Here is a 12,342-nt window from a genome sequence, read left to right on the forward strand (position 1 = left end):
CATGAGCAAACAACAATATCGCCTGGGCATCGATGCCGGCGGCACCTTCACCGACTTCATCCTCGCCGACCAACAGGGCAACGTGCAGCTGTTCAAGGCGCCGTCCACCCCGCATGACGGCACCCTGGCCATCCGCAACGGCCTGGCGCAAATCGCCGATGCCATCGGCCGCACGCCAGCCGAGATCATTGCCGACTGCGATCTGTGCATCAACGGCACCACCGTGGCGCTCAACGCGCTAATCGAAAAGACTGGGGTCAGGGTCGGCCTGCTGTGCACCGATGGCCATGAAGACAGCCTGGAAATCCGCCTGGGCCACAAGGAAGACGGCCATCGTTACGACGCCACCTATCCACCGGCGCATATGCTGGTGCCGCGCCACCTGCGTCGTCCGATTGGCGGCCGAATCGTCAGTGACGGCAGCGAGTACAGCCCGCTGGACGAGGCGGCGATCCATGCCGCCATCGACTACTTCCGCGAACAACAGGTGCAGGCGGTGGCGATCTCCTTCGTCTGGTCGGTGCGCAACCCCAGTCACGAGCAACGCGCCATGGCCATGGTGCGTGCCGCCTTACCGGACGTCTTCGTCTGCAGCGGCCACGAGGTGTTCCCGCAGATTCGCGAATACACCCGCACCTCGACCACCGTGGTCAACGCCTACCTGAGCCCAGTGATGGGCCGCTATATCGAACGCATCGACGCCCTGTTCGAGGAGCTGGGCGCGCAGCAGCCGACCCGCTACTTCCAGTCCAACGGTGGCCTGGCTCCGGGCGTGGTGATGCGTGAGCGTGCGGTCAACGCGATCAACTCGGGCCCTGCCTCCGCCCCGCAAGCCGGTCTGTGCGTGGCCCAGCCCTTCGGTATCGACAACGTGATCACCGTCGACATGGGCGGTACCTCGTTCGACATCACCCTGAGCAAAGGTGGGCGCACCAATTTCAGCAAGGACAGCGACTTCCTGCGCTACCGCATCGGCGTACCGATGATCCAGGTGGAAACCCTCGGCGCCGGCGGCGGCTCTATCGCCCACCTCGACGACTTCGGCATGCTCCAGGTCGGCCCCCGCAGTGCCGGGGCTAACCCCGGCCCTGTGTGTTATGGCAAGGGTGGAGTCGAACCGACTGTGACCGACGCCAACCTGGCACTCGGTTATCTGGCTGATGGCGCACTGCTCGGTGGCAGCATCCGGCTAAACCGACAAGCTGCGATCGAGGCGATCCGCAGCAAGATTGCCGAACCGCTGGGCATAAGCGTTGAGCGCGCTGCTATCGGCATCATCACCCTGGTCAACCTCAACATGGTCAGTGGTATCCGTCGGGTGTCCGTCGAGCGTGGTTATGATCCGCGTGACTTCGCCCTGATCGGTGCCGGTGGAGCCGCGGGCATGCACGTGATGCGCCTGGCCGAGGAGATCGGCAGCAAGGTCGTACTGATTCCCAAAGTGGCTTCGGGGTTGTGCGCCTTCGGCCAGATTCTCTCGGACATTCGCTATGACCAGCTGACTACTCTGCCGATGCGTCTGGATGACGAGTTCGTCGACCTGGAGCAGCTCAACCTGGCTCTGCACCAGCTGCGCGAGCGTGGCATGGCCAACCTGCGCGACGACGGTTTCGGTGGCGACAACCGCATCGACTGCCAGTACAACCTGGAGATCCGCTACCTCGGGCAGATCCACGAGTGCAACGTCGAGCTGAGCCGCGACCAACTCGACCACAGCAGCCTGGCGGCGCTGCGCGAAGCCTTCCACCAGCGGCACAAGGCGCTGTTCTCCTACAGTGAACCGGACAGTCCAATCGAGCTGGTCAACCTCGAATGCTCGGTCATCGCGCGGTTGCAGCGTCCACCCATGCCTGAGCTTGCAACCCCGCTCGAGGCAACGGCCGCGACTCCGGCCGGTCACCGGCCGATGCTGTTCAGTGCGCAAGACGACTGGCAGGACACCCCGGTGTACAACGGCGACCGGATAGAAGTAGGGCAGATGATTCAAGGCCCCTGTGTGATTGAGGAAGCGACCACCAACATCGTTGTCCCGCCGGGCTGGCAGGTCAGCTTGGCGCCCTCGGCTACATATGAACTGACCCCCGGTCATTGACCGTCAGGAAGCTTTAATCAAGGATGGTGTAACAACGGCACCGACGGTATTCAACGTTGGTGCCGCCCTCATAATAATTACAAGTTGAGGACCGTCCATGGCAGATCAATTGTCCACCCGGTATTGGCCTGAGAGTGAAAGGCAACCGCGCTGGGCCGAAGCCATCGGCAATACATACTTTCCATTGTCGTTGGAGTTCAATCCCAGCGCCAATTTCCAAGGCAGTCTGAAAATCTGGAAGACGGCCAGTACGCCATTGGCGTTATCGCGCCTGCGCTCCAGTCAGCTAGGCTATTCGCGCAGCGAGGGTCAGGTTAGCGAAGACACTGAACCCTGTTACCTGGTTACGGTGCCGCGTCTCACCGAGGTGCACTTCGAGCAGGACGGTCGTGAGCTCCATTGTCAGCCAGGTGGATTCATCTTCGAGCGGGGCGATGCGCCTTATCGTTTTCACTACTCCTCGGACAACGACCTTTGGGTATTCAAACTGCCTGAGCGCGCGCTGCATGGACAGATACGTGGAGCCGAGCGCTACACCCGTTTCTGCTTCGACGCTCGGCGTGGCTTGGGGCGAATTTTTGTTGATCAACTGGCGATGTGTGCCGCGCGCTTCGACGAATGCGATGCGGACGCCCGTCATATGCTGCTGGAGCAAGCCCTTTCGACGCTGTTAATGGCTCTGCGCCAGGATGAACGAGTTCTCAACAGTGAAAGCTCGAATCTAGCCGCCCTGCATTTGCAGCGTATCGAGCACTACATTGACCTACACGTGTGTTCAGCTGAACTAAATCCGCAGCATATTGCTCAGGCCTGCGGCTTATCCGTTCGCTATCTGCACAAATTATTCTCCAGCACGCCCTACAGCCTCGGTGAATGGATTCGCCTGAAGCGACTAGAGGCGGTATACCAACGTCTGCGCGATCCCCACTGCCACCTATCAATCGGTGAGCTGGCATATCGCTGGGGGTTTAGCGATCAGGCACAATTTTCCCGGCATTTCCGTCAGCACTTCGGTTGCAGCGCCAGTGAAGCCCGAGCCGTCCCGCTAAAGCATTAGTCGGTAACTTGATTGCCGATGTGCTCTGGGCGAGTAGAAGTCGTTCGGCGAAGATCACCCACGTGCTGAGACTTCCCCAGGCAGCCCCAGATAGCGAGATGCGGTACCTACTCCATGAGTTCAGGGTCGGGCAGGGAAGTACTCAGCTTGCTGCTGCGCATGATCCCCGCAATGATCGGTACCGGCGTCATCAGGTGAGCCTGCATCATGGCGCTTGCGCGCGTTGCGTCACGGGCAAGGATGGCTTCGACCAGCTCGCTGTGTTCTTGGCGTTTCAGGGTCAAGGCCTCCTCGGAGAGCACCGTGCGCCGCAGCCACAGCTGGCGATAGCGCTCGGCCTGATCGAACAGGTAGGCGCGCGCCTGCAGCAGGTGCCTGGAGCCACAGCCGGCGGCTATGGCTGTGTGGAAGGCCTTGTGCCGGGCATCCCAGATTTCCAACAGCTGCTCCTGAGTCTTGACCTCCATCACCTTGGCCAATGTATGCGAGCAGGCCAACACCTGGGCCTCCCAGGCGTCATCGCCGCGTTCGATGGCGAGCCTCAGCACCAGTGCCTCGAGATTGGCCCGGGCGTCGTAGATGTCCTGCATCTCGCTCAGCGACATTGAGGCGACGCGGTAGCCGCGCTGGCTGATCGCGACCACCAGGTTTTCCGCAATCAGCTGCGACAGCGCCTCGCGCAGGGGGCCTACGCCTAGGTCGTAGCGCTCCTTGAGTGCGCTCATCCGCAGCTTTTCGCCGGCCTTGAACAGCCCCTGAATGATGTCCCGCTTGAGCCACTCATAGCCGCTGACTGCTGAGTTTTGCCGGGGGGCGAGGGTATCCATAAGCCATGTTCCTCAACGGATTTTGCCCATCATACCCAAGTGCCGAAATATCTACTAAGTGGAGACATAGGAAGTGTTTATCTACATTTGTAAAAAACGTAGACATTTTAATTTAATGGCGATAACTTTGTCCCCGCTGCCCTGGCAAGTCCTAGAGCGGCGCACAGATCATCTTCGTCAGGACTCTGCCATGAATGCCTTTACCCAACTGAAAGACCTCGTGATGCCGCTACCGACTGCCGTTCATGGCTTTTCTCTGGCGCCCTCCGCGCAGTCGCCCCGTTTGCTCGAACTGACCTTCGCCAAGGCGACGGTGGAGGCTTTCTGCGCGGCGGTGGCCAAGTGGCCGGTGCAGGCGCTGGAGTACAAGTCCTTCCTGCGCTTTCGCTGCGCCAGGATTCTCGATGATCTGTGTGGCAACAGCCTGCGTCCGGTGCTGCTCAACACCCTGATGGATCGCACCACGGGCGGCATGCTGATCAGGCCCGAGGGCTTGGACGATGTGGCCCAGGCCGATGACATGGTCAAGCTGTCCACGGCGGTGGCGCATCTGTTGGGGCGCTCGAACTTCGATGCCATGAGCGGCCAGTTCTACGCGCGCTTCGTGGTCGAGAACATCGACAACTCCGACAGCTACCTGCGCCAGCCGCACCGGGTGATGGAGCTGCACAACGATGGGACCTTCGTCGACCAGATCACCGACTACGTGCTGATGATGAAAATTGATGAGCAGAACATCGAAGGTGGCAATTCGCTGATCCTGCACTTGGACGACTGGGAGGACCGCGATGCCTTCTTCCATCATCCGCTGGCGCGGCGGGTCATGCGCTGGACTGCGCCGCCGAGTAAGAAGGTCGACCAGGACGTGTTTCATGCGATCTTCGATGTCGACGCCGAAGGGCGGCCGACCATGCGCTATATCGACCAATTCGTGCAGCCCAAGGACTTCGATGAAGGCAACTGGCTGACCGACCTGTCGATCTCCCTGGAGGGCAGCCCAAACAAGCTGTCCGTGCCGGTGCCAGTGGGCTGCTTCCTGCTGATCAATAACCTGTACTGGCTGCATGGCCGCGACCGCTTCACCCCGCATCCGGGGCTGCGTCGTGAGCTGATGCGCCAACGCGGCTACTTCAGCTACCCCAAGCTCGGCCACCAGCAAGGTCAATAATTGCCATTAATTGGACAGGGCTACGCGGTGTAGCCCTTGTCGCTTGTCCACTGGACAACACAGATCGAGTAGAGGTGATAGCGGTGTACGATTTTGTGATCATCGGGGGCGGCATTATCGGCATGTCGACCGCCATGCAGTTAATCAAGGCCTACCCAGAGTCGAAAATCCTGTTGCTCGAGAAAGAGTCCGGGCCAGCCAAGCACCAGACCGGGCACAACAGCGGGGTCATCCACGCCGGCGTCTACTACACGCCTGGCAGCCTGAAGGCGAAGTTCTGCCTGGAAGGCAACCGCGCCACCAAGTCGTTCTGTGATGAGCAGGGCATTGCCTACGATGAGTGCGGCAAGTTGCTGGTCGCCACCAATGAGGTGGAAATGCAGCGCATGCGCGCGTTGTGGGAGCGAACCGCGGCCAACGGGCTGGAGCGTGAGTGGCTGTCGGCCGAGCAGCTCAGGGAGCGTGAGCCGAATATCACCGGGATCGGCGGGATATTCGTGCCCTCCAGCGGCATCGTCAACTATGCCGAGGTCACCGCCGCCATGGCCCGCGAGTTCCAGAAGCACGGTGGCGAGATTCGCTACGACAGCGAAGTCATCGGCCTGCAAGAGACAGCGGCCGAGATGCGGGTGAAAACTCAGCAGGGCGAATACAGCGCACGCTTTATGGTGACCTGCTCGGGTCTGATGGCCGACCGCATGGTACGCCTGCTGGGCCTAGACCCGGGCTTCAGCATTTGCCCCTTCCGTGGCGAGTACTACCTGCTGCCCGAGCAGCACAACCGGATCGTCAACCACCTGATCTACCCGATTCCCGATCCGTCCATGCCGTTCCTCGGCGTGCACCTGACGCGGATGATCGACGGCAGCGTGACGGTCGGCCCGAATGCGGTGCTGGCGCTCAAGCGCGAGGGGTATCGCAAGCGCGACATCTCCCTGGCCGACACCTTCGAGATGCTGACCACCCGGGCATTCTCAAAGTGCTCAAGGACAACCTGCGCCCCGGCCTGATCGAGATGAAGAACTCGCTGTACAAACGCGGCTATCTGGAACTGGTGCGCAAGTACTGCCCCAGCCTCCAGGTACAGGATCTCAAGCCCTACCCGGCCGGGGTCCGCGCCCAGGCGGTGTCCAAGGAAGGCAAGCTGATCGAGGACTTCCTGTTCCGCAATACCCGGCGCAGCGTCAACGTCTGCAATGCACCGTCGCCAGCGGCCACCTCGGCCATTCCGATCGGCGCCTACATCATCAAGCAGATTGATGCACAGCTGCAGGGACTGCCTGGATTTGCAACATCCAAACACCCCGCATAAGCAACTCGGGGCGAATGCGACAGTGCGCTGGGACGAACAAGACGGTGCACCAGACGACAAGCCTCGCTCCGGCTCAGCCTAATAGGCTGTCGACCAGTGCACTCAACGCTCCCGAGCCAAGTCAGCGTTGCTGAGCTGATTACCGAGTTGCAGTGCGTGAGTGTGATCAAAAGCCGGGTGCCTGCTTATACGGCTACCCCCAGAAACCATGCTTGTTAGTCATCTTGAGAGCGCGCCATGAACCAGTCAGTGTCCTCGCTGCCAGAAAAAGACATTCAGTATCAACTGCACCCCTACACCAATGCCCGCCTGCATCAGGAGGTCGGCCCGCTGATCATCGAGCGAGGGGAGGGCATCTATGTCTATGACGATCAGGGCAAGGGTTATATCGAGGCGATGGCTGGGTTGTGGAGCGCCGCGCTGGGTTTCAGCAATCAACGTCTGATCAAGGCCGCCGAGCAGCAACTCAACACCCTGCCGTTCTATCACCTGTTCAGTCACAAATCGCACCGCCCGAGCATCGAGCTGGCCGAGAAACTGATCGAAATGGCGCCGGTGCCGATGAGCAAGGTGTTCTTCACCAACTCCGGTTCCGAGGCCAACGACACCGTGGTGAAGATGGTCTGGTACCTGAACAATGCGCGCGGCTTGCCGGCCAAGAAGAAGTTCATCAGCCGGGTCAACGGCTACCACGGCATCACCATCGCCAGCGCCAGCCTGACCGGCCTGCCGGGCAACCAGCGAGGTTTCGACCTGCCGCTGCCGGGCTTCCTACATGTCGGCTGCCCGCACCATTACCGTTTCGCCCTGGCCGGTGAAAGTGAAGAGCAGTTCGCCGACCGCCTGGCCGCCGAACTGGAGCAGAAGGTTCTCGCCGAAGGCCCGGACACCATCGCTGCGTTCATTGGCGAGCCGTTGATGGGCGCCGGCGGTGTCATAGTGCCGCCGCGCACCTACTGGGAGAAGATCCAGACGGTCTGCCGCAAGTACGACATCCTGGTGATCGCCGATGAGGTCATCTGCGGGTTTGGCCGTACCGGGCAGATGTTCGGCAGCCAGACCTTCGGCATCCAGCCGGACATCATGGTGGTGTCCAAGCAGCTGTCCTCGTCCTATCAGCCGATCGCGGCGATCTTGATCAATGACCCGGTGTTCCAGGGCATCGCCGATCACAGCCAGGCGCTCGGTTCGCTTGGCCATGGCTTCACCGGCAGCGGTCATCCGGTCGCCAGCGCCGTGGCCCTGGAAAATCTGAAGATCATCCAAGAGGACAACCTGGTCGAGCACGCGGCGCAGATGGGCCAGCTACTGCAGCGCGGCCTGCGAGACTTCGCCGACCATCCCCTGGTCGGCGAAGTTCGCGGATGTGGCCTCATCGCTGCAGTCGAACTGGTAGGCGATCGTGCCAGCAAGGCGCCTTACCATAGCCTAGGCACTCTGGGTCGCCACATGGCGGCACGTGCACAAGAGCACGGGATGATCACTCGCGCCATGGGTGATGCCGTGGCCTTCTGTCCGCCGTTAATCGTCAACGAGCAGGAAGTCGGCCTGATTCTGGAGCGCTTTGCCAGGGCTCTGGACGACACCACCCAGTGGGTTGGTTAGATCAATCCGGGGGAGGGGAGTATTACTTTTGTTCCACTCTCCTCTGTTTAAATCCATAGCTTGAAAAATAGCTGAGCCGCACTGAATGCAGCCTGCGAAGGAGTCCGTCATGCAACTCAAAGACACCCAATTGTTCCGCCAACAGGCGTATATCGACGGAACCTGGCTGGACGCCGACAGCGGCCAGACCATCAAGGTCACCAACCCGGCCACCAACGAAGTCATAGGTAGCGTGCCGAAGATGGGCGCCGCGGAAACCCGCCGTGCCATCGAAGCCGCCAACCGTGCCCTGCCGGCCTGGAGCGCACTGACCGCCAAGGAGCGTTCGAACAAACTGCGCCGCTGGTTCGAACTGCTGATCGAGAATCAGGACGACCTCGGCCGTCTGATGACCCTGGAACAGGGCAAGCCGCTGGCCGAAGCCAAGGGCGAAATCGTCTACGCCGCATCCTTTATCGAGTGGTTCGCCGAAGAAGCCAAGCGCATCTATGGCGACGTGATTCCGGGCCACCAGCCGGACAAGCGCCTGATCGTGCTCAAGCAGCCGATCGGCGTGACCGCGGCCATCACCCCGTGGAATTTTCCTGCGGCGATGATCACCCGTAAAGCTGGCCCGGCCCTGGCCGCCGGTTGCACCATGGTGATCAAGCCGGCTTCGCAGACGCCGTTCTCCGCCTTGGCCCTGGTGGTCCTGGCCGAGCGCGCCGGTATTCCGAAAGGCGTCTTGAGTGTGGTCACCGGCAGCGCCGGCGACATCGGTGGCGAGCTGACCAGCAACCCAATCGTGCGCAAGCTGAGCTTCACCGGCTCGACCGAGATCGGTCGCCAGCTGATGGCCGAATGCGCCAAGGACATCAAGAAGGTGTCGCTGGAGCTGGGGGGCAACGCACCCTTTATCGTGTTCGACGATGCCGATCTGGATAAGGCGGTCGAAGGCGCGCTGATCTCCAAATACCGCAACAACGGCCAGACCTGTGTATGCGCCAATCGTCTGTATATCCAGGACGGTGTGTACGACGCGTTCGCCGAGAAGCTGAAAGTCGCGGTGGCCAAGTTGCAGATCGGTAACGGTCTGGACGAAGGCACCACCACCGGGCCGCTGATCGACGCCAAGGCGGTGGCCAAGGTCCAGGAACACATCGCCGACGCCATCAGCAAGGGCGCTAAGCTGCTCACCGGTGGCAAGCCGCACGCCCTGGGTGGCAGCTTCTTCGAGCCGACCATCCTCACTGACGTGCCGAGCAACGCCGCAGTGGCCAAGGAAGAGACCTTCGGCCCACTGGCGCCGCTGTTCCGCTTCAAGGACGAGGCCGAGGTAATCGCCATGGCCAACGACACCGAATTCGGTCTGGCCTCCTACTTCTATGCTCGCGACATGGGCCGCGTGTTCCGTGTGGCCGAAGCCCTGGAATACGGCATGGTCGGCGTCAATACCGGGTTGATCTCCAATGAAGTAGCGCCTTTCGGTGGTATCAAGGCGTCCGGCCTGGGCCGCGAGGGCTCGAAGTACGGTATCGAGGATTACCTAGAGATCAAGTACCTCTGCCTCGGCGGTATTTGAACGACGTTCCTTAGTTGGCGTAGCGCATCCACGGCGTTATTCGTGTGGGCATGGGCTCCGGGGACGGGCCGAAGCCCAGTGTTGTGCAACACTGGGTTTCAGCTATGGGAGTCTTGTTGTAATCCTATGCGCATGCGTATGGGGGTACATGGATGACATGTTTCCCCGTTCATTTCCCGTTTCGATTTCGCTGACGCTCCGCGCGCTGCGCATCTGAACCACCTTGGCCGCAGTGGCAAACACTGCCTCCTGGGCGACCCTGAGAGCATGATCTTCTTCTGTGTCCTGATCTTCATGTATCACTCAGAGTGAGACATGAAGATCAGACCTCCACGAAAAAGCCCCGCTGGGTGGTGGGGCTCTTCTCTCAACGATGACCGCGTTTTTTGTGGTCGCGATCATCACGATCGTGATCTCTCGAGCGCTCATGCCGCGAGTCTCTGTCGTTGTCTCGGGCTCTGTCATGACCGCGATCATGACCGCGATCATGGTCGTGATAGACGCAGCCAGCGGATATGCCGATCAGCCCTGCAAGGGCCAGGGTGCAAAGGTGCTTGAGCATGGATGTCTCCGATACTTCGGGTGAACTCAGTGCATCTGACCGCTAGGGCGTGAAATGGTTGGCTGGGGATGTGAGCGGCGGGTGAATAGGGTCGCCTTGGCCAGGATCTGGTTGATGACAGGCCTTTTCAGGCTGGGCGAAGTCATATGCCATTCGACAGTACGTTCAGGGCTGATCGAAAATACGTGATATCGCCTCCCGCAGCCTGTGCTGGTATGCCTGACTATCTTGCAGGCCAGTAAATATGGGGCTGTTCCTCTTCTCTTGCGGGCGCTACCTGCCCGTTAGTGGGCAGGTGCTTGAACCTGCGAGCCAGTCAGTTGCCTCATCAGGTAGGCTATCCCGCTATTCGGGGTCTAGAGGTGATTATGACGCGATTCACAGGCTCTGCAGTCATACTGGGGCTGGTGTTGGCGGCTCAGGTTTGCGCTGAGCCGCAGGCTCCCCAGACGATTCGGCTGATCCCGAAAACCTATATCAGTCCAGGGGCCAGTGGCAGCATCGGCAGCTCCGAGCGCATTGAGCGTTACGATCTGTATGGTGGCCAGCAGGTGCCAGGTGACCGTGCCACACGGCAGTATCAAAGCCACTACGGTAGGCAGTCAGTGGAGAATCACGGCGGTATTCGTCAGAGTATCGAATATCCGGGTGGCCATGAGGTCCAGCGTTCGCCGGGGCAAAGCAGCCAGCAGCTTGAGCGCAGGCGCTGAGCGGTCAGGCTCGAGTGCTGCTGCCGCTGCGCTTGGATTATTGGTCAAGGCCATGACTGCAGTCGCCGTGGCTGCTGGCACGTCCTTCAGCCTTTTTTGCCCCAGAGTTGTTCCAGGCGTTTGTCTCGACCACAGCCGTTGCGGTAGTAGGTATAGCGCAGCGGGTTCCTCTGGTAGTAGTCCTGGTGATAGTCCTCGGCCGGATAAAAAATGGTGGCGGGCAGGACGTCCGTGACGATCGGCTGACTGAAGCGTCCTGAGGTTTGCAGGGCGGTTTTCGAGGTCTCGGCCAGGGTCTTCTCCTCAGGCGTGGCGTAGAAGATCGCGCTGCGGTATTGCGAGCCGTGGTCGCAGAATTGGGCGTTCGGAGTCAGTGGGTCGATGGTCGGCCAGTAGGCTTCCAGCAGCTTGGTATAGCTGGTCTGGTTCGGGTCGAAACGCACCTGCACCGCTTCGATATGACCGCTATTGCCGGCCGATACCTGCTGGTAGCTGGGGTTCTCCACGTGCCCGCCGATGTAGCCGGAGGTGGTGGACAGTACACCGGGCACCTTGTCGAAATCCGATTCGGTGCACCAGAAGCAGCCCCCGGCGAATACCGCCACGCCTGCGTCTGGTGTGCTGGCGTCGTTCGGCATTGGTGTGGCAGCCGGGGTCGTTTCCGCCGAGGTCGGTCCGCAGGTGCTGAGTAACCCAGCCAAGAGCAGCGCAGCAGCGCTCTGCGACCCGCGGGAGAGCCAGAGCAGGGGCGTAGTGGTCATGTTCAACTCCTCAGGGCGGGCAAGGTTTCACCCTGGGGAATGAAGCGTAACGCTACACCGTTATTGCACCAGCGTTCGCCACGAGGCTGCGGGCCGTCGTCGAACAGGTGGCCTTGGTGTCCCTCGCAGCGAGCGCAGTGGTATTCGGTGCGCGGGAAGATCAGTTTGAAGTCGCGCTTGAATTCGGTGTTACCGGCAATCGCCTGGGTAAAGCTGGGCCAGCCGGTGCCGCTTTCGTATTTGTGCTGGCTGTCGAACAGCGGCAAGTAGCAGGCGGCGCAGATGTAGGTGCCCTTGCGCTTTTCCTGGTTGAACGGGCTACTGCCTGCCCGTTCGGTGTCCTCTTCGAAAAGGACCGCATAGGCCTCTGGCGACAACAGTTCGCGCCACTCGCTGTGCGCTTTGTCCAGCGGCACGACAGTCGCGGCCTGGCTGAACGGTGCATGGCTGGCGAGTAGCGGCAGGGTGGGCAACAAGGCCATGCCCTGGAGGAATGAACGACGTTTCATGGCTGTTCTCTGCGCGGTGATGTACTCAATAGACTGGCTGACACCAGACTTGTTACAGCCGCGGGCCGATCTTTTGTGCGTGATTGGGCGCGTCATCTTCATGGCCGGGACGGAACGCAGCTACAGCGCTAGCGTACTTGCGAGAGCAAGTGTTTCGCCAGAGGTACTGTGTCCGGTG

9 protein-coding genes and 1 pseudogene are annotated in these 12,342 nt (G+C 60.7%); 7 read left to right on the top strand and 3 right to left on the bottom strand.

The window, feature by feature from the left end; all coding sequences use genetic code 11:
* The first annotated feature begins 1 nt into the window (after position 1).
* Complete coding sequence (locus tag B2D37_RS02620; protein WP_079201261.1) at positions 2-2,092, top strand: hydantoinase/oxoprolinase family protein; 2,091 nt, start codon at positions 2-4, stop codon at positions 2,090-2,092.
* 97 nt (positions 2,093-2,189) lie between these two features.
* Positions 2,190-3,149 (top strand): helix-turn-helix domain-containing protein, encoded by a 960-nt coding sequence (locus tag B2D37_RS02625; RefSeq protein WP_079201262.1) that lies wholly within the window; start codon positions 2,190-2,192, stop codon positions 3,147-3,149.
* 107 nt (positions 3,150-3,256) lie between these two features.
* Here B2D37_RS02625 and csiR read toward each other — a convergent pair whose 3' ends face one another.
* On the bottom strand, positions 3,257-3,976 hold the full coding sequence (gene csiR, locus B2D37_RS02630) for a DNA-binding transcriptional regulator CsiR (protein ID WP_079201263.1): 720 nt from the start codon (positions 3,974-3,976) through the stop codon (positions 3,257-3,259).
* A 190-nt stretch (positions 3,977-4,166) separates the two neighbouring features.
* Here csiR and glaH point away from each other — a divergent pair, with 190 nt between their 5' ends.
* From glaH to B2D37_RS02660, 5 genes and pseudogenes are all read left to right on the top strand, one after another.
* The gene (gene glaH / locus B2D37_RS02635) at positions 4,167-5,144 is read left to right on the top strand and encodes a glutarate dioxygenase GlaH (RefSeq protein ID WP_079201264.1); all 978 of its coding nucleotides are present in this window, start codon (positions 4,167-4,169) and stop codon (positions 5,142-5,144) included.
* Between the two features lie 83 nt (positions 5,145-5,227).
* Positions 5,228-6,456 (top strand): annotated as a pseudogene (lhgO, locus tag B2D37_RS02640) (L-2-hydroxyglutarate oxidase).
* A gap of 237 nt (positions 6,457-6,693) precedes the next feature.
* Entirely contained in the window at positions 6,694-8,061 is a 1,368-nt protein-coding gene (locus B2D37_RS02645) for an aspartate aminotransferase family protein (RefSeq protein WP_079201265.1), read from the top strand.
* 109 nt (positions 8,062-8,170) lie between these two features.
* Entirely contained in the window at positions 8,171-9,622 is a 1,452-nt protein-coding gene (gabD, locus tag B2D37_RS02650) for an NADP-dependent succinate-semialdehyde dehydrogenase (protein ID WP_079201266.1), read from the top strand.
* A gap of 930 nt (positions 9,623-10,552) precedes the next feature.
* Positions 10,553-10,894: a hypothetical protein gene (locus B2D37_RS02660; protein WP_079201268.1), complete on the top strand. Its 342-nt coding sequence runs from the start codon at positions 10,553-10,555 to the stop codon at positions 10,892-10,894.
* Between the two features lie 86 nt (positions 10,895-10,980).
* Here the strand turns inward: B2D37_RS02660 and msrA are convergent, their stop codons facing one another.
* Positions 10,981-11,655, bottom strand: a complete 675-nt coding sequence (gene msrA, locus B2D37_RS02665; protein WP_079201269.1) for a peptide-methionine (S)-S-oxide reductase MsrA — start codon at positions 11,653-11,655, stop codon at positions 10,981-10,983.
* 2 nt (positions 11,656-11,657) lie between these two features.
* Positions 11,658-12,164 carry a peptide-methionine (R)-S-oxide reductase MsrB gene (gene msrB, locus B2D37_RS02670; RefSeq protein WP_079201270.1) on the bottom strand — a complete coding sequence of 169 codons (507 nt, stop codon included), beginning with the start codon at positions 12,162-12,164 and terminating at the stop codon, positions 11,658-11,660.
* Positions 12,165-12,342 lie beyond the last annotated feature (178 nt).

It is taken from the genome of Pseudomonas sp. CC6-YY-74 (genome assembly GCF_002025205.1).
In the GTDB taxonomy this organism is placed as follows: Bacteria; Pseudomonadota; Gammaproteobacteria; order Pseudomonadales; family Pseudomonadaceae; genus Aquipseudomonas; species Aquipseudomonas paeninsulae.

Coding starts and splice junctions, on each gene's coding strand:
- B2D37_RS02645 (WP_079201265.1), top strand. CDS start 6,694: ATGAACCAGTCAGTGTCCTCGCTGCCAGAAAAAGACATTCAGTATCAA.
- csiR (WP_079201263.1), bottom strand. CDS start 3,976: ATGGATACCCTCGCCCCCCGGCAAAACTCAGCAGTCAGCGGCTATGAG.
- gabD (WP_079201266.1), top strand. CDS start 8,171: ATGCAACTCAAAGACACCCAATTGTTCCGCCAACAGGCGTATATCGAC.
- msrA (WP_079201269.1), bottom strand. CDS start 11,655: ATGACCACTACGCCCCTGCTCTGGCTCTCCCGCGGGTCGCAGAGCGCT.
- glaH (WP_079201264.1), top strand. CDS start 4,167: ATGAATGCCTTTACCCAACTGAAAGACCTCGTGATGCCGCTACCGACT.
- B2D37_RS02660 (WP_079201268.1), top strand. CDS start 10,553: ATGACGCGATTCACAGGCTCTGCAGTCATACTGGGGCTGGTGTTGGCG.
- B2D37_RS02620 (WP_079201261.1), top strand. CDS start 2: ATGAGCAAACAACAATATCGCCTGGGCATCGATGCCGGCGGCACCTTC.
- B2D37_RS02625 (WP_079201262.1), top strand. CDS start 2,190: ATGGCAGATCAATTGTCCACCCGGTATTGGCCTGAGAGTGAAAGGCAA.
- msrB (WP_079201270.1), bottom strand. CDS start 12,164: ATGAAACGTCGTTCATTCCTCCAGGGCATGGCCTTGTTGCCCACCCTG.